This window comes from Pseudomonas vlassakiae, from assembly GCF_014269035.2.
GTDB lineage: Bacteria > Pseudomonadota > Gammaproteobacteria > Pseudomonadales > Pseudomonadaceae > Aquipseudomonas > Aquipseudomonas vlassakiae.
Map to the genome: position 1 here is coordinate 82,008 of NZ_JABWRP020000011.1, position 17,655 is coordinate 99,662.

The following is a 17,655-nucleotide window of genomic DNA, read 5'->3' on the forward strand; positions in this document are numbered from 1 at the left end:
CCATGACCATCAACCTCGGCACCGCCAACGAATTCATCGCCCGTCACATCGGCCCGCGCGCCGCTGACGAGCAAGCCATGCTCGCCACCCTGGGCTTCGACTCGCTGGAAGCCATGAGCGCCGCCGTCATCCCAGACAGCATCAAGGGCACCAGCGTGCTCGGCTCGGAAGACGGCCAGAGCGAGGCCGATGCCCTCGCTGCGCTCAAAGCCATCGCCGGCAAGAACGAGCTGTTCAAGAGCTACATCGGCCAGGGCTACTACAACACCCATACCCCGGCACCGATCCTGCGCAACCTGCTGGAAAACCCAGCCTGGTACACCGCCTACACCCCGTACCAGCCCGAAATCTCCCAGGGCCGCCTGGAAGCGCTGCTGAACTTCCAGACCCTGATCAGCGACCTCACCGGCCTGCCGATCGCCAACGCATCCTTGCTCGACGAAGCGACTGCCGCTGCCGAAGCCATGACCTTCTGCAAACGCCTGTCGAAGAACAAGGCCAGCCACGCGTTCTTCGCCTCCGTGCACTGCCACCCGCAGACCCTCGACGTGCTGCGCACCCGTGCCGAGCCGCTGGGCATCGAGATCGTGGTCGGCGACGAACGTGAACTGGGCGATGTCAGTGCCTTCTTCGGCGCCCTGCTGCAATACCCGGCCAGCAACGGCGAAGTGTTCGACTACCGCGCAGTGGTCGAGCGTTTCCACGCCGCCAACGCCCTGGTCGCGGTTGCCGCCGACCTGCTGGCCCTGACCCTGCTGACCCCGCCGGGCGAATTCAACGCCGACGTGGCCATCGGCAGCGCCCAACGCTTCGGCGTGCCACTGGGCTTCGGTGGCCCGCACGCGGCGTATTTCGCCACGCGTGATGCCTTCAAGCGCGACATGCCGGGCCGCCTGGTCGGTGTGTCGATCGACCGCTTCGGCAAGACCGCCCTGCGCCTGGCCATGCAAACCCGCGAACAGCACATTCGCCGTGAGAAGGCCACCAGCAACATCTGCACCGCCCAGGTGCTGCTGGCCAACATCGCCAGCATGTTCGCCGTGTACCACGGCCCGGCCGGCCTCAAGCGCATTGCCGAACGCACCCACGCCCTGACTGCGATTCTGGCCGCCGGCCTCAAAGCCCTGGGCCTGGAAGTGGTTGGCGAAACCGCCTTCGACACCCTGACCCTGGCCACCGGCAGCGCCACCGCCAGCCTGCACGACAAGGCCCGCGCCCAGCGCATCAACCTGCGCCAGATCGACGCCGCTCACCTTGGCCTGTCGCTCGACGAAACCAGCACCCAGGCCGACGTCGAGGCGCTCTGGCAACTGTTCGGCGCTGACCAGGCCCAGCCTGACTTCACCGCCCTGGCCGCCAGCACCGGCTCGCGCCTGCCGGCCGCGCTGCTGCGCCAGTCGGCAATCCTCGAACACCCGGTGTTCAACCGCTACCACAGCGAAACCGAGCTGATGCGCTACCTGCGCCGCCTGGCCGACAAGGACCTGGCGCTGGACCGCAGCATGATCCCGCTGGGCTCGTGCACCATGAAGCTCAACGCTGCCAGCGAAATGATCCCGGTGACCTGGGCCGAATTCGGCAACCTGCACCCGTTCGCCCCGGCCGCGCAGAGCCAGGGCTACCTGCAGATGACCAACGAGCTGGAGGCCATGCTCTGCGCCGCCACCGGCTACGACGCCGTGTCGCTGCAGCCCAACGCCGGCTCCCAGGGTGAGTACGCAGGCCTCTTGGCCATCCGTGCCTACCACCGCAGCCGTGGCGAAGGCCACCGCGACATCTGCCTGATCCCGTCTTCGGCGCACGGCACCAACCCGGCGACCGCGCACATGGCCGGCATGCGCGTGGTGGTCACCGCCTGTGACGCCCGTGGCAACGTCGATGTCGAGGACCTGCGGGCCAAGGCCATCGAGCACCGCGAGCGCCTGGCCGCGATCATGATCACCTACCCTTCGACCCATGGCGTGTTCGAGGAAGCGATCGGCGAAATCTGCGCGATCATTCACGACAACGGCGGCCAGGTTTACATCGACGGCGCCAACATGAATGCCATGGTCGGCCTCTGCGCCCCAGGCAAGTTCGGCGGCGACGTGTCGCACCTGAACCTGCACAAGACCTTCTGCATCCCGCACGGCGGCGGCGGCCCGGGCGTCGGCCCGATCGGCGTCAAGTCGCACCTGGCGCCATTCCTGCCAGGCCACGCAGCGCTGGCAAACACCGAGGGCGCGGTGTGTGCCGCGCCGTTCGGCAGCGCGAGCATCCTGCCGATCACCTGGATGTACATTCGCATGATGGGCGGTGCCGGCCTCAAGCGTGCTTCGCAAATGGCGATCCTCAACGCCAACTACATCGCCCGCCGCCTGGAAGAGCACTATCCTGTCCTGTACACCGGTGGCAACGGCCTGGTCGCCCACGAATGCATCCTCGACCTGCGCCCGCTCAAGGACACCAGCGGCATCAGCGTCGATGACGTGGCCAAGCGCCTGATCGACTTCGGTTTCCATGCCCCGACCATGTCATTCCCGGTGGCCGGCACGCTGATGATCGAACCGACCGAAAGCGAGTCCAAGGAAGAACTGGATCGTTTCTGCGATGCGATGATCCAGATCCGCGAAGAGATTCGCGCGGTGGAAAACGGCAGCCTGGACAAGGACGACAACCCGCTGAAGAACGCCCCGCACACCGCGGCCGAGCTGGTTGGCGAATGGGCCCATGGCTACAGCCGCGAGCAGGCGGTGTACCCGCTGCCGAGCCTGGTGGAAGGCAAGTACTGGCCGCCGGTCGGCCGGGTCGACAACGTGTTCGGCGACCGCAACCTGGTCTGCGCCTGCCCGTCGATCGAGAGCTATCAGGACGCCTGATAGCTCCCAGGCTTGCCGTCTGCCCTTGCAGGAGCGGGTTTACCCGCTCCCGCTGGGTTCACCGTCCGCCCCAAGAACCTGGCAGGAGGTCACCATGTCACTGAGCGTCTTCGACCTGTTCAAGATCGGCATCGGCCCCTCCAGCTCCCACACGGTCGGCCCGATGCGCGCCGCTGCACGCTTTGCCGAAGGGCTGCGCCGCGATGGCCTGCTGGCCAGTACCGTTTGCGTCAAGGCCGAGCTGTATGGCTCCCTCGGAGCCACCGGCAAAGGCCACGGCAGCGACAAGGCGGTATTGCTCGGTTTGCAAGGCGAACATCCTGATACCGTAGACACCGAATCCATCCCCGCACGCCTGCAGGCCATCCGCGCCAGCGGCGAACTCAGCCTGCTCGGTGAGCAGACCATCGCCTTCAATGAGAAGCAGCACCTGGCGATGATCCGCAAGCCCCTGGCCTACCACCCCAACGGCATGATCTTTCGGGCATTCGATGACGCCGGGTTGCAAATCCGCAGCCGCGAGTACTACTCGGTGGGTGGCGGCTTCGTGGTCGACGAGGACGCTGCCGGCCAGGACCGCATCGTCGAGGACAGCACGCAGCTGGCCTACCCGTTCAAGACCGCCAAGGAACTGCTCGGCCATTGCACCGCGCAGCAGCTGTCGATCAGCCAGATGATGCTGGCCAACGAGGCCGCCTGGCGCCCGGAAGCCGAGACCCGCGCCGGGCTGCTGCGCATCTGGCAAGTCATGCAGGACTGCGTCGAGGCCGGCTGCCGCCATGAGGGCATCTTGCCCGGCGGGCTCAAGGTCAAGCGCCGCGCTCCGGCGTTGTACCGCCAGCTGAGCCGTCACCCGGAAGCCAGCCTGCGCGATGCCCTGTCGGTACTCGACTGGGTCAATCTCTACGCGCTGGCGGTCAATGAGGAAAACGCCTCCGGCGGGCGTGTGGTCACTGCACCGACCAACGGCGCGGCGGGCATCGTCCCCGCAGTGCTGCACTACTACATGCGCTTCGTCCCGGGTGCCAGCGAGGATGGCGTTGTGCGGTTCCTGCTTACCGCTGCGGCGATCGGCATCCTGTACAAGGAGAACGCCTCGATTTCCGGGGCCGAGGTCGGCTGCCAGGGCGAGGTCGGCGTGGCTTGTTCGATGGCCGCAGGCGCCCTGTGCGAAGTGATGGGCGGTACCCCGCAACAAGTGGAAAACGCCGCTGAAATCGGCATGGAGCACAACCTGGGCCTGACCTGCGACCCGATCGGCGGCCTGGTTCAGGTGCCCTGCATCGAGCGCAATGCCATGGGCTCGGTGAAAGCCATCAATGCCGTGCGCATGGCCCTGCGCGGCGACGGGCAGCACTACGTGTCGCTCGACAAGGTGATCCGCACCATGCGCCAGACCGGCGCCGACATGAAAAGCAAATACAAGGAGACCGCCCGCGGCGGTCTGGCCGTCAACATCATCGAATGTTGACCCGATAAAAAAACCAAGGAGTCATCGATGTCCGAAACACTGCAAAAGACCCCGCTGCACGCCCTGCACCTGGAACTGGGTGCCCGCATGGTGCCGTTCGCCGGCTTCGACATGCCGGTGCAGTACCCGCTGGGCGTGCTCAAGGAGCACCTGCACACCCGCGAGCAGGCCGGCCTGTTCGACGTCTCGCACATGGGCCAGATCATCCTGCATGGCGCCGATGCGGCCAAGGCGCTGGAGTCGCTGGTACCGGTGGACATCATCGATTTGCCTGCAGGGATGCAGCGCTATGCCATGTTCACCAACGAACAAGGCGGCATCCTCGACGACCTGATGGTCGCCAACCTCGGTAACGACACCCTGTTCCTGGTAGTCAATGCCGCTTGCAAGGATCAGGACCTGGCACACCTGCAGAAACACATCGGCGCCCGATGTGACGTGCAACCGCTGTTCGAGGCCCGCGCTCTGCTCGCCCTGCAGGGCCCGGCCGCGGTCAAGGTGCTGGAACGCCTGGCGCCGGAAGTGGCTGGCATGACCTTCATGCAATTGCGTGCGGTGAAACTGCTGGGCGAAGACTGTTTCGTCAGCCGCTCGGGCTACACCGGCGAAGATGGCTACGAGATCTCGGTACCGGTCGGCGCTGCCGAAGCCCTGGCGCGTCGCCTGCTGGCCGAACCCGAGGTACAGCCTATCGGCCTGGGTGCCCGCGACTCGTTGCGCCTGGAAGCCGGCCTGTGCCTGTATGGCCACGACATGAACACCGAGACCACCCCGGTTGAAGCCAGCCTGCTGTGGGCAATTTCCAAAGTACGCCGTGCCGATGGCGCACGTGCCGCCGGCTTCCCGGGTGCCGAGGCCATATTTGCCCAGCAGCGCGATGGCGTGGCGCGTAAACGTGTGGGCTTGTTGCCGCAGGAACGTACGCCAGTACGTGAAGGCGCGGATATTGTCGATGCAAACGATAACCCCGTAGGCAAAGTATGCAGCGGCGGCTTTGGGCCGACACTCGGCGCCCCAGTAGCAATGGGTTATATCGATAGTGATCTGGCTGTAATCGACACCCCACTCTTTGCCGTGGTGCGCGGCAAGAAGGTTGCCTTGAAAGTCAGCAAAATGCCTTTCGTTGCACAGCGTTACTACCGTGGCTGAAGGTAGCGCCTGAGGTGTGCGGGCAGGTGCTACATATTCGATTTCGAACCTGCCCAATAACTTTTGAACATGCCGCCAGGCCAGGCGCCACGGCGTTCCGACAAATTTGTCGGTTATCGGCAAAAGGCGAATTTTCTATACGACCAAGGGCTTGTTTTTTTCTCGGGAGTTGGCGTAGAGTCACTGCACTGTGTTTGCATGGGTCGCAACAGTTCGTGACCTGGGCCAGTAGCCGAGATTTGCTACAACCCGTTCGACGTCTCTTACTTTCCTGCAACCCAGCCCAGTACTCTTTCACTGATATATAACGTGAAAGAAACTGTCATCAAAATTCAAGCTTCATAGGAAATAAGACAATGGCTGAGCGTCAGAACGGTACCGTCAAGTGGTTCAATGACGAGAAAGGTTACGGTTTCATCACCCCAGAAAGCGGTCCGGATCTGTTCGTGCACTTCCGTGCCATCGAAGGTAACGGCTTCAAGAGCCTGAAAGAAGGCCAGAAGGTCACCTTCGAAGCAGTCCAAGGCCAGAAAGGCATGCAAGCTGACAAGGTTCAGCCTCTGTAAGCACAAGCCCGACTCCTAAAAAGCCCCTGCCATGTGCAGGGGCTTTTTTTTGCCCGTAGAATAACGGCTTCGCCATTCGGAGCTGTTCTGCATGTCCAAGCCTCTGCTCTCCCCCCAGGGTGATTTCCCACCGGTCGGCCTGGGCCGACGCCTGGCGGCGATGTTCTACGACTTCCTGCTGTGCACCGCGCTGCTGATCGTCACCGCCGGGGCTTACAAGTTGATCCAGATGGCGATCATCGGCGAAGCCCGCATGCGTGAACTGACCGAAGCCGGCGCACTGGACGGTGACCCACTGCTCTCGACCGTTCTGCTGTTCGCCCTGTTCGGCTTCTTTGCCAAGTTCTGGACCCATGGCGGTCAGACCTTGGGCATGCAGGTGTGGGGCGTGCGCGTGCAGAATGCCGATGGCAGCGCGATCAGCCTGTGGCAGGCACTGCTGCGCTTCGTGGTATCGATTGCATCCTGGCTGTGCCTGGGGCTGGGGTTCTTCTGGTCGCTGATCGACAAGCGCAAACGCGGTTGGCACGACATCTATTCTGAAACCCAGCTGGTGCGGGTGCCGAAGCAGAAAAAATAGGCGCAAAAAAGCCGACCCTGAGGTCGGCTTTTCAGCTGTTGCAGACCGTCAACCAGCCCGACGCAACAACCACACGCCAGCCAGGGCACAGATGCCTGCCGGAATCACCACCGCCAGCAGCGGCGGGAAGCCGAACACCTGGCTCGACGGGCCCAGCAGGTCCTGGCCAATGCGGAAGGCGAAGCCCACCAGCACACCGGTGAACACGCGCTGGCCAAGGGTGACCGAACGCAGCGGGCCGAAGATGAAGGAAATTGCCATCAATACCAGCGCTGCGGTCACCAGCGGTTGCATCACCTTGGTCCAGAACGCCAGCCAGTAACGAGCGTTGTTCAGGCCCTGGTCGGACAGGTAGTGGATGTAGTCCCACAACCCGGTAATCGACAACGACTCAGGGGCCATGATCACGGTGTTGAGCAGTTGCGGCGTCAGCGAAACGTCCCAGCGTTCGGTCGGCGCCTTCACCACTTCGGTGTGGTCACCGCGGAAGAACGTGGTGCTGATGTCGCTGAGCGTCCAGTGGTCATCGTTGTACTGGGCGCGACGGGCAAAACTCGACGTCTGGATCTTGCGCTCGTTGTCGAAGGTGTATCGGGTCACGCCCAGCAGCAGGCCATTGGGCTGCACCGAGTTGATGTGCACGAACTCCTCGCCCTGGCGGTGCCACATGCCATGCCTGGAGCTTTGCGCTTCACCACCGCCCTGGGCCAGGGAGCGGTCGGCCTGGGCCTTGTTCTCGGTGACCGGGGCAACGTATTCACCAATCAGCACGCCGACCAGCATCAGCACCAGCATGGGCTTCATCACCGCCCAGACGATGCGGCCGATGGAGACACCGGCAGCGCGCATGATGGTCAGCTCGCTGTTGCTGGCCAGGCTGCCGAGGCCGATCAGGCAGCCGATCAGTGCCGCCATCGGCAGCATTTCGTACAGCCGCCGAGGTGCCGTCAGCAGGACGAAATTACCCGCGTCGAGCAAGGTGTAGGTATCGCTCAGTTCACCCATCTCGTCGATGAAGGCGAACAGCGAGGCCAGGCCGAGGATGATCCCCAGCACGGCCAGAATGGCCAGCAGTACGCTCGTGCCGATGTAGCGGTCGAGTTTAGCCACGGGCCACCTCCGCACGACGAGCAGCCATTTTCAGGCGCAGCGGTTCCCAATACATCAGGGCCAGGCCGATCATCAGGAACAGGCCATGCACCCACCAGATACCCAGGCCAATCGGCAATTTGCCCTTCTCCAGGGCGCCGCGTACGGAAATCAGCATTGTCAGGTAGGCCATGTACAGAAGAATCGCCGGCAGCAGTTTGAGGAAGCGGCCCTGGCGCGGGTTGACCTTGGCCAGCGGGACCGCCATCAAGGTCACGATGAACACCAGGATCGGCAGCGAAAGGCGCCATTGCAGCTCGGCACGCTCACGCAGGTCGCTCTTGCCGAACAGCTCCAAAGTCGGGATCGCTTCGCGATCGGTCACGTCTTCGGCAACTTCCGGCTTCGGCAGCAAGACACCATAGGTGTCGTACTTGATGGCACGGTAATCGGCCTGGCCCGGGTTACCGTCGTAGCGGTAGCCGTTCTCCAGCACCAGGTAGCGATTGCCATCGGCCTGGATTTCCTGATGGCCTCTTTCGGCGACCAGCACCGACGGCGCACGGTCCTTGGTCTTGTCCTGGTTGAAGCGCTTCTCGGAAATGAACACCCCGCCCAGCTTGACGCGGTCGTCCGACAGTTGCTCGGTGTAGGTAACCCGCGAACCGTCGCGCAAGGTCTGGAAGCGGCCCGGCACCAAGGTGTCGAACTCGGTCATGGCATCTTGCTGGGCAACGATCTTCTGCACCTGGGCCACGCCCAGTGGTGACAGGCTCAGGCTCAGCCAGGCAACCAGCAACGCGACCAGTGCCGCCGGCGCCATGGTCAGGGCCAGCAGACGCTGCTGGCTCATGCCGGTCGCCGACAGCACGGTCATTTCGCTTTCCAGGTACAGCCGGCCGTAGGCCAGGAGAATGCCGAGGAACAAACCCAACGGCAAAATCAGCTGCAGGAAACCTGGCATGCGGAAGCCCATGATCAGGAACAGCACGCTTGGGTCGAGGATGCCCTGGGCCGCCTGGGCCAGGTACTTGATGAAGCGCCCGCTCATGATGATCACCAGCAGCACGGCGCTGACGGCGCTCAAGGTCACCAGGACCTCGCGGGACAGATAACGAAAGACGATCAAACCAGACACTCCTGGGTTGTCAGGGGCGGACTGCCAAACATTGGCCTGTGACAGCCAGGACCAAAGCCGGTTCGCCTAAGGCGAACCTCCATGTAAAGTGCGCGCATTATCCTGTGATTGGCCGCGCCTGTCACTTGGCTGCGCATGAAGGCCAACATCGGGGTTGTCAGCACGCTGGCGGGAGGCTCAAACTGGCAGCTTTTCCACTGGCCCGCGGCAACGCGGCCAGGCCCGTCCAGAGCGCGAAAACGCATAGCGCCAACTGCATAGATCATTCGGGGACCCTGACATGGAACTGGTTGTAAAAAGCGTAGCTGCTGCATCCGTAAAAACCGCCACTCTGGTCGTACCGGTGGGTGAAGGGCGCAAGCTCGGGGCCGTTGCCAAGGCCGTCGACCAAGCCAGCGAAGGCGCCATCAGCGCAGTACTCAAGCGTGGCGACCTGGCCGGCAAGCCTGGCCAGACCCTGTTGCTGCAGAGCGTGCCGGGCCTGAAGGCCGAGCGCGTGCTGCTGGTCGGCAGCGGCAAGGACGATGCCCTCGGCGACCGCGCATGGCGCAAGCTGGTCGCCAGCGTGGCCGGCGTGCTGAAGGGCCTCAACGGTGGCGATGCCGTGCTGGCCCTGGACGACATCGCGGTCAACAACCGTGACGCCTACTACGGCAAGTACCGCCTGCTGGCCGAGACCCTGCTCGACGGCGAATACGTGTTCGATCGTTTCAAGAGCCAGAAGGCCGAACCGCGCGCCCTGAAGAAGGTCACCCTGCTGGCCGACAAGGCCGGCGTGGCCGAGGTCGAGCGCGCCGTCAAGCACGCCAGCGCCATTGCCACCGGCATGGCATTCACCCGCGACCTGGGCAACCTGCCACCTAACCTGTGCCACCCGAGCTACCTGGCCGAGCAGGCCAAGGAACTGGGCAAGGCGCACAAGGGCCTGAAGGTCGAAGTGCTGGACGAGAAGAAGATCAAGGACCTGGGCATGGGCGCGTTCTATGCCGTGGGCCAGGGCAGCGACCAGCCGCCACGCCTGATCGTGCTCAACTACCAGGGCGGCAAGAAGGCCGACAAGCCGTTCGTGCTGGTGGGCAAGGGCATCACCTTCGATACTGGCGGCATCAGCCTCAAGCCAGGCGCCGGCATGGATGAAATGAAGTTCGACATGTGCGGTGCGGCCAGCGTGTTCGGCACCCTGCGCGCGGTCCTCGAGCTGCAGCTGCCGATCAACCTGGTGTGCCTGCTGGCCTGCGCCGAGAACATGCCGAGCGGCGGTGCCACCCGTCCGGGCGACATAGTCACCACCATGAGTGGCCAGACCGTCGAAATCCTCAACACCGACGCCGAAGGCCGCCTGGTGCTGTGCGACACCCTCACCTACGCCGAGCGCTTCAAGCCACAGGCGGTGATCGACATCGCCACCCTGACCGGCGCCTGCATTGTCGCCCTGGGCAGCCACACTTCCGGCCTCATGGGCAACGACGACGACCTGGTCGGCCAACTGCTCGACGCCGGCAAGCGTGCCGATGACCGTGCCTGGCAGCTGCCGCTGTTCGACGAGTACCAGGAACAACTGGACAGCCCGTTCGCTGACATGGGCAACATCGGTGGGCCCAAGGCGGGCACCATCACCGCTGGCTGCTTCCTGTCGCGCTTCGCCAAGGCCTACCACTGGGCGCACCTGGACATCGCCGGCACGGCCTGGATCAGTGGCGGCAAGGACAAGGGCGCTACCGGTCGCCCGGTCCCGCTGCTGACCCAGTACCTGCTGGACCGCGCTGGCGCCTGATGCCGTGAAGCCGGCGGTGCCCGTGGCATCGCCGGCTGGCAGAACACACCATGAGCAAAGTCGATTTCTATATCCTGCCCACCGACTCGCTGTCGGCGCGGCTGGACTTCGCCTGCAAGCTGTGCGAAAAGGCCTGGCGCCTTGGCCACCGGGTCTACCTGCACTGCCAGGACGCCGAACAGCGTACCGAACTGGATCAACGCCTGTGGCGTTTCAAGGGCGAAGCCTTCGTGCCCCACGACCTGGCCGAAGGACACGCGGATGCCACGGTAGCCTTGGGCCTTGCCGACGATGCTGGCGAGCACCGTGACCTGCTGATCAACCTGGGTGCCGCTGTGCCAGGGTTCGTCGGCCAGTTCGAGCGGGTTGCCGAGATCGTGGTCGAGGAGCCCGGCATTCGCCAATCGGCCCGCGAGCGGTTCCGTTTCTACCGTGAACAGGGCTATGCTCTGCAAGACCACCGCTTACAGCGACTTTAACGACGATGGACAAGCCTTCCGCCCTACCCGATTCCGCTCATCTGCTGGACGACCTGGAGTCGATTCGCCAACTGCTCGGCGATGCCGATCTGCAACCTCCACTGCTGACCGAAACCGTCGAGCAGATTCCGTTGTTGCTCGATGTGCCCGCAGGTAACACCGCGCCAGCACCTGCCGCCGTGCCGGTAGCCGCTGAGCCCGAGGATGACCCGCAAACCCGCCGCCAGGACACGCTGCTGCACCTGGAGAGCGAATTGCGTGCCGCTGCGCAAATGATCATGCAGGACGTGATCAACGACTTCACCCCGCATATCGAGAACGAGATCAAGCGCCGCCTGGATGCGCGGATCGAACGCTTGATCAAGCGCTCGGAATAACATCGCTGGGGGCGCTTTGCGCCCCTTTCGCGACACAAGGCCGCCGCCACGGTTGAGCGCAGTCCTCCCGTGAGAGCGGCCTTGTGTCGCGAAAGGGCTGCAAAGCAGCTCCCGGCCTGTCGCCTAAACCCTGTGCCTTCGTTATACTTTTCGGCTTTCCCGAATAAATGCACAGGGTCCCGCCGCGCATGGATAAGACCTACCAGCCGCACGCCATCGAAACTTCCTGGTACAACACCTGGGAGTCCGAAAACTATTTCGCTCCACAAGGTGCAGGCGAGTCCTACACCATCATGATCCCGCCACCGAACGTGACGGGCAGCCTGCACATGGGCCACGGCTTCAACAACGCGATCATGGACGCGCTGATCCGTTTCCGCCGCATGCAAGGCCGCGACACCCTGTGGCAGCCAGGTACCGACCACGCCGGTATCGCCACGCAGATGCTGGTCGAGCGCCAGCTCGAGGCCAAGGGCCAGAACCGTCACGACCTGGGCCGCGAGAAGTTCCTGGAGAAGGTCTGGGAATGGAAGGATCAGTCCGGTGGCAATATCAGCCGCCAGATCCGTCGCCTGGGTTCGTCGGTAGACTGGAGCCGCGAGCGCTTCACCATGGACGACGGCCTGTCCGAGGCAGTCAAGGAAGCCTTCGTGCGCCTGCATGAGGACGGCCTGATCTACCGCGGCAAGCGCCTGGTCAACTGGGACACCAAGCTGCACACGGCCATCTCCGACCTCGAAGTGGAAAACCACGACGAGAAGGGCCACCTGTGGAACCTGCGCTACCCGCTTGCCGACGGCGCCAAGACTGCTGAAGGCAAGGACTACCTGGTCGTCGCCACCACCCGCCCGGAAACCCTGCTGGGTGACGCCGCCGTTGCCGTCAACCCGACCGACGAGCGCTACCAGGCCCTGATCGGCAAATTCGTCGAACTGCCGCTGGTTGGCCGTCGCATCCCGATCATCGCCGACGACTACTGCGACCCGGAGTTCGGCACCGGCTGCGTGAAGATCACCCCTGCCCACGACTTCAATGACTACGAAGTCGGCAAGCGCCACAACCTGCCGCTGCTGAACATTTTCGACAAGAACGCCCTGGTGCTGCCCGCCGCCCAGGCCTTCAACCTCGACGGCAGCGTCAACGAGCAGGTCGATACCAGCCTGCCGGCCCAGTACGCCGGCCTCGACCGCTTCGTCGCACGCAAGCAGATCGTGGCCGACCTGGACGCCCAGGGCCTGCTGGTGAGCATCGACGATCACGCCCTGAAAGTGCCGAAAGGCGACCGTTCGGGTACCGTCATCGAGCCGTGGCTGACCGACCAGTGGTACGTTTCCACCAAGCCGTTGGCAGAGCCGGCCATCGAAGCCGTGGAAGATGGCCGCATCCAGTTCGTGCCCAAGCAGTACGAGAACATGTACTTCTCCTGGATGCGTGACATCCAGGACTGGTGCATCAGCCGCCAGCTGTGGTGGGGCCACCGCATTCCGGCCTGGTACGACGAGGCCGGCCAGGTCTATGTCGGCCGCAATGAAGAAGAAGTCCGCGCCAAGCACAACCTCGGCAGCGAAGTGAAACTGCGCCAGGACGACGACGTGCTCGACACCTGGTTCAGCTCGGGCCTGTGGACCTTCTCGACCCTGGGCTGGCCGGAGCAGACCGAGTTCCTGAAGAAGTTCCACAGCACTGACGTGCTGGTGACCGGCTTCGACATCATCTTCTTCTGGGTTGCGCGCATGATCATGCTGACCATGCACCTGATCAAGAACGAGGACGGCACTCCGCAGGTACCGTTCAAGACCGTGTACGTGCACGGCCTGGTGCGCGATGGCCAGGGCCAGAAGATGTCCAAGTCCAAGGGCAACGTGCTCGACCCGCTGGACATCGTCGACGGTATCACCCTCGATGCCCTGCTGGAGAAACGCACCAGCGGCATGATGCAGCCCAAGCTGGCCGAAAAGATCGCCAAGCAGACCAAGGCCGAGTTCCCGGAGGGCATCGCCAGCTATGGCACCGACGCCCTGCGCTTCACCTTCTGCTCGCTGGCCTCCACCGGTCGCGACATCAAGTTCGACATGGGCCGCGTCGAAGGCTACCGCAACTTCTGCAACAAGATCTGGAACGCCGCCCGCTACGTGCTGGACAAGGGCGAGGACTGCGGCCAGAACGGCGAAGCCTGCGAGCTGTCGCTGGCTGATCGCTGGATCATCTCGCAGTTGCAGCGCACCGAAGCCGAAGTGACCCGCCAGCTCGAGCAGTTCCGCTTCGACCTGGCCAGCCAGGCGCTGTACGAGTTCATCTGGAACCAGTATTGCGACTGGTACCTGGAGCTGTCCAAGCCGGTACTGTGGGACGAAAACGCGCCGGTCGAACGCGCCCGCGGCACCCGTCGCACCCTGGTACGCGTGCTGGAAGTGGCACTGCGCCTGGCGCACCCGTTCATGCCGTTCATCACCGAAGAAATCTGGCAGCGCATCGCGCCGCTGGCCGGCATCGAAGGCAAGACCATCATGCTGCAACCATGGCCGGTGGCCAATGAAAGCCGCATCGATGCTGCCGCCGAAGGTGATATCGAATGGCTCAAGGAGCTGATGGTCGGCTTGCGCAACATCCGCGCCGAGATGAACATCGGCCCGGGCAAGCCACTGCCGCTGTTCCTGAAGAACGCCAACGCCGATGACCAGCGTCGCCTGCAGGAAAACGAAGCCCTGCTGAAGAAGCTGGCGAAGGTCGAATCGTTCACCGTGCTCGGCGAAGCTGACGAAGCACCGCTGTCGGCCACCGCACTGGTTGGTGACTTGCAGGTGCTGGTGCCGATGGCCGGCCTGATCGACAAGGACGCCGAGCTCTCTCGCCTGAGCAAGGAAATCCAGCGTCTGCAAGGTGAAGTCCAGCGCGTGGGCGGCAAACTGTCGAACGCCGCCTTCGTCGACAAGGCACCGCCTGCGGTGATCGAGAAAGAGCGCGCCAAGCTGGCCGAGTCCGAGCAGGCTTTGGCCAACTTCACCGAGCAGCACGCGCGGATTGCAGCGCTGTAAATCTGAGAGACCGCTGGGGCCGCTTCGCGGCCCTTTCGCGACACAAGGCCGCTCCCACAGGACGGCGCCAAAACTGGAGGCGCCGCTAACCTGTGGGAGCGGCCTTGTGTCGCGAAAGGGCTGCGCAGCAGCCCCGGGGCTCGTATAGGGCACTGCCATGACTCCGAACAAACCCACCCTGCACCCGCGCAACCGCCACCAGGGCCGCTACGACTTCCCTGGCCTGATCAAGGCCCACCCTGATCTGGCCCGCTTCACCATCACCAACCCCCATGGCAAACCGAGCATCGACTTCGCCAACCCCGAAGCCGTGCGGGTATTCAACCGAGCCCTGCTCAAAGCCCAATACGGCATCCAGCACTGGGACATCCCGGCCGACTACCTGTGCCCGCCAATCCCCGGCCGCGCCGACTACATCCACGTGGCCGCCGACCTGCTGGCCGAGGACAACGCCGGCGAGGTCCCCGGAGGCGCCCAGGTTCGCGTGCTGGATATCGGCGTGGGTGCCAACTGCATCTACCCGCTGCTCGGCCATAGCGATTACCGTTGGCGCTTCATTGGCTCGGACATCGATCCGGTAGCGCTGGCCTCGGCCAAGGCCATCGTCCAGGCCAACGGCTTGAGCAAAGGCATCAGCTTGCGCCAGCAAGCCAACCGCAAGCACATCCTCAGCGGCCTGCTGCAAGCGGATGAACGCTTCGACCTGACCCTGTGCAACCCGCCCTTCCACGCCTCGCGTGAAGAAGCCACCCGTGGCAGCCAGCGCAAGTGGAAGAACCTGGGCAAGCAGGACCCCAAGCGCAAGTTGCCGGTGCTCAACTTCGGCGGGCAGAACAACGAACTGTGGTGTGAGGGCGGTGAGATCCGCTTCGTCACCCAGCTGGTCGACGAAAGCGCGCAGTACGCACGACAGGTCCTGTGGTTCACCAGCCTGGTGTCCAAGGCCAGCAACCTGCCTGGCATCGAGGCAGCGCTGAAGAAGGCCGGCGCCAAGGCCGTGCGCATCGCCGAGATGGGCCAGGGCCAGAAGCAAAGCCGCATGGTCGCCTGGAGCTTCCACGACGACAGCGCACGCCACGCCTGGCATGCCAGGCGCAAATCGCAGGCATGAAAAAACCGCGCCCGAGCAAGCCGGGCGCGGTTTCGTCAATGCGTCAACAGATCACTTGTTGACGGTGTCGGTCAGGGCTTTGGCCGGAACGAACTTGACGACTTTCTTGGCAGCGATTTCGATGGCGGCGCCAGTCGAAGGGTTGCGACCGGTACGGGCAGGACGCTCGGAGACTTTCAGCTTGCCGATGCCTGGCAGGGTGATTTCGGCGCCGTTTTCCAGTTGGTCGGCAACGATCTGGCCCAGCTGTTCCAGCGCGTTACGAGCGGTGGTTTTTGGCGCGTCGATGGCTTCGGCGATATCGGCAATCAGTTGGTCTTTGGTCAATGCCATGGTGGTGTTCCTTCCCTATCATTCAGTAGTTATGCGGCGTGCTACGACGTTATCGGGCCAGCCCCTGTGTTCTGGAGGGCCGCGCCAATCGCGAATGTAGATACGTAAATCGGCGTTTGGTTCGACACGGCATGAGCACGCTGCCAGCAATGCGCCACATGAGGGGCGCAAGACGGCGCAAAGCTACCACAGGAATGGATAAATATCCGCTACCCGCTTCGATTTAGTGCAGGTTTTTCGGGGGTTTCAGCCGAAACCCCCTAAATTTGGACAAAAAACGAACAACCGGCATTTCCGCCAACATCCGGCCACTGCAGCGCCTGTTCTCTGGGGTAAACTGGACGACTTTTGCAGCGCGGCCTGTGGCCGCCCCAGACTCACCGAGAATTCCATGCCAATCCGTCATTGCATCGTTCACCTGATCGACAAGAAGCCCGATGGCAGCCCCGCCGTGCTCCATGCACGGGATACCGAGCTGGGCGCATCGGACGCCATCGAAAACCTCCTGGCCGACCTCAACGAAAGCTACAACGCCAAGCAAGGCAAGGCCTGGGGCTTCTTCCACGGCGAGTCCGGCGCCTACCCGCTGAGCGGCTGGTTGAAACAGTACCTGGAAGACGAAAAGGACTTCACCGCGTTCAGCCGGACGGCGGTCGAGCACCTGCAGAAACTGATGGAAGAGTCCAATCTCTCCACGGGCGGCCACATCCTGTTCGCCCACTACCAGCAAGGCATGACCGACTACCTGGCCATCGCCCTGCTGCACCACAGCGAGGGCGTGGCGGTCAACGCCGAGCTGGACGTGACGCCGTCGCGCCACCTCGACCTTGGCCAGTTGCACCTGGCAGCGCGCATCAACCTGTCCGAGTGGAAGAACAACCAGAACTCCAGGCAATACATCTCGTTCATCAAGGGCAAGAACGGCAAGAAGGTGTCGGATTACTTCCGCGACTTCATCGGCTGCCAGGAAGGCGTCGACGGCCCGGGCGAAACGCGCACCCTGCTCAAGGCCTTCAGCGACTTCGTGGAAAGCGAGGACCTGCCGGAAGAAGCCGCCCGCGAGAAGACCCAGACCCTGGTCGAATACGCCACCACCCAGACCAAGCTGGGCGAACCGGTGACCCTGGAAGAGCTGTCGAGCCTTATCGATGAAGACCGCCCGAAGGCGTTCTACGACCACATCCGCAACAAGGACTACGGGCTGTCGCCGGAAATCCCCGCTGACAAGCGCACCCTCAACCAGTTCCGCCGCTTCACCGGGCGTGCCGAAGGCCTGTCGATCAGCTTCGAAGCGCACCTGCTGGGTGACAAGGTGGAGTATGACGAGGCCGCCGGCACCCTGATCATCAAAGGCCTGCCGACCACGCTGGTGGACCAGCTCAAGCGCCGCAAGGACTGATCAGTCGGCCATATAGGAGGCCACCAGCGCCTCCTTGGCCGACTTGCGCAACTTCTTCACCAGGCGTTCCTGGCGCAGCGCCTCGCCTTTGTCCGGCCACTGCTCGACATAGACCAGCGCCTGCGCCGGGCTAGTCTTGAAATAGCGGGCACCCTGGCCTTTCTGGTGGGCAGCGAAACGCCGTTGCGGGTTATCACTGATACCGCAGTACAGCGAGCCATTGGCCGCCCGCACCAGGTATACGTACCACGGTTTGCACTGCGGGGTTTCGGCGACTTCGTTGACGATGCTCATGG

General features: G+C 63.4%; 15 protein-coding genes. 11 read left to right on the plus strand and 4 right to left on the minus strand.

The genetic code is table 11. The features are described 5' to 3' along the window. Positions 1 to 2 precede the first annotated feature (2 nt). From gcvP to HU738_RS15675, 5 genes are all read left to right on the plus strand, one after another. Positions 3 to 2,858, plus strand: coding sequence for an aminomethyl-transferring glycine dehydrogenase (gcvP, locus tag HU738_RS15655; protein WP_186603612.1), 2,856 nt, complete (start codon positions 3 to 5; stop codon positions 2,856 to 2,858). Positions 2,859 to 2,952: 94 nt separating this feature from the next. Beyond that, entirely contained in the window at positions 2,953 to 4,329 is a 1,377-nt protein-coding gene (locus HU738_RS15660) for an L-serine ammonia-lyase (RefSeq protein WP_186603611.1), read from the plus strand. A 27-nt stretch (positions 4,330 to 4,356) separates the two neighbouring features. Beyond that, complete coding sequence (gcvT, locus tag HU738_RS15665) at positions 4,357 to 5,478, plus strand: glycine cleavage system aminomethyltransferase GcvT (RefSeq protein WP_186603610.1); 1,122 nt, start codon at positions 4,357 to 4,359, stop codon at positions 5,476 to 5,478. Positions 5,479 to 5,834: 356 nt separating this feature from the next. Next, complete coding sequence (locus HU738_RS15670; RefSeq protein ID WP_054885976.1) at positions 5,835 to 6,044, plus strand: cold-shock protein; 210 nt, start codon at positions 5,835 to 5,837, stop codon at positions 6,042 to 6,044. A gap of 91 nt (positions 6,045 to 6,135) precedes the next feature. After that, positions 6,136 to 6,624 carry an RDD family protein gene (locus HU738_RS15675; RefSeq protein WP_186603609.1) on the plus strand — a complete coding sequence of 163 codons (489 nt, stop codon included), beginning with the start codon at positions 6,136 to 6,138 and terminating at the stop codon, positions 6,622 to 6,624. Positions 6,625 to 6,672: 48 nt separating this feature from the next. Here the strand turns inward: HU738_RS15675 and lptG are convergent, their stop codons facing one another. After that, on the minus strand, positions 6,673 to 7,734 hold the full coding sequence (lptG, locus tag HU738_RS15680) for an LPS export ABC transporter permease LptG (protein ID WP_176508677.1): 1,062 nt from the start codon (positions 7,732 to 7,734) through the stop codon (positions 6,673 to 6,675). Further along, a complete protein-coding gene (lptF, locus tag HU738_RS15685; RefSeq protein ID WP_176508678.1) occupies positions 7,727 to 8,842 on the minus strand; it encodes an LPS export ABC transporter permease LptF in 1,116 nt (371 codons plus the stop codon). Before lptF ends, lptG begins: the two co-directional genes overlap by 8 nt. Before the next feature lie 289 nt (positions 8,843 to 9,131). Between lptF and HU738_RS15690 the strand changes: the two genes are divergently transcribed. From HU738_RS15690 to rlmF, 5 genes are all read left to right on the plus strand, one after another. Further along, positions 9,132 to 10,625 (plus strand): leucyl aminopeptidase, encoded by a 1,494-nt coding sequence (locus tag HU738_RS15690; RefSeq protein ID WP_186603608.1) that lies wholly within the window; start codon positions 9,132 to 9,134, stop codon positions 10,623 to 10,625. A gap of 50 nt (positions 10,626 to 10,675) precedes the next feature. Beyond that, a complete protein-coding gene (locus HU738_RS15695) occupies positions 10,676 to 11,104 on the plus strand; it encodes a DNA polymerase III subunit chi (RefSeq protein WP_176508680.1) in 429 nt (142 codons plus the stop codon). A 5-nt stretch (positions 11,105 to 11,109) separates the two neighbouring features. Continuing rightward, entirely contained in the window at positions 11,110 to 11,481 is a 372-nt protein-coding gene (locus HU738_RS15700) for a DNA polymerase III subunit chi (protein WP_176508681.1), read from the plus strand. A 188-nt stretch (positions 11,482 to 11,669) separates the two neighbouring features. Further along, positions 11,670 to 14,516: a valine--tRNA ligase gene (locus tag HU738_RS15705; protein WP_186603607.1), complete on the plus strand. Its 2,847-nt coding sequence runs from the start codon at positions 11,670 to 11,672 to the stop codon at positions 14,514 to 14,516. Between the two features lie 157 nt (positions 14,517 to 14,673). Next, on the plus strand, positions 14,674 to 15,627 hold the full coding sequence (gene rlmF, locus HU738_RS15710; protein WP_186603606.1) for a 23S rRNA (adenine(1618)-N(6))-methyltransferase RlmF: 954 nt from the start codon (positions 14,674 to 14,676) through the stop codon (positions 15,625 to 15,627). Positions 15,628 to 15,678: 51 nt separating this feature from the next. Here rlmF and HU738_RS15715 read toward each other — a convergent pair whose 3' ends face one another. Next, complete coding sequence (locus tag HU738_RS15715; protein WP_176508684.1) at positions 15,679 to 15,960, minus strand: HU family DNA-binding protein; 282 nt, start codon at positions 15,958 to 15,960, stop codon at positions 15,679 to 15,681. 391 nt (positions 15,961 to 16,351) lie between these two features. Here HU738_RS15715 and yejK point away from each other — a divergent pair, with 391 nt between their 5' ends. Next, positions 16,352 to 17,359: a nucleoid-associated protein YejK gene (gene yejK / locus HU738_RS15720; RefSeq protein WP_176508685.1), complete on the plus strand. Its 1,008-nt coding sequence runs from the start codon at positions 16,352 to 16,354 to the stop codon at positions 17,357 to 17,359. Here the strand turns inward: yejK and HU738_RS15725 are convergent, their stop codons facing one another. Then, entirely contained in the window at positions 17,360 to 17,653 is a 294-nt protein-coding gene (locus HU738_RS15725; RefSeq protein WP_186603605.1) for a GIY-YIG nuclease family protein, read from the minus strand. Positions 17,654 to 17,655 lie beyond the last annotated feature (2 nt).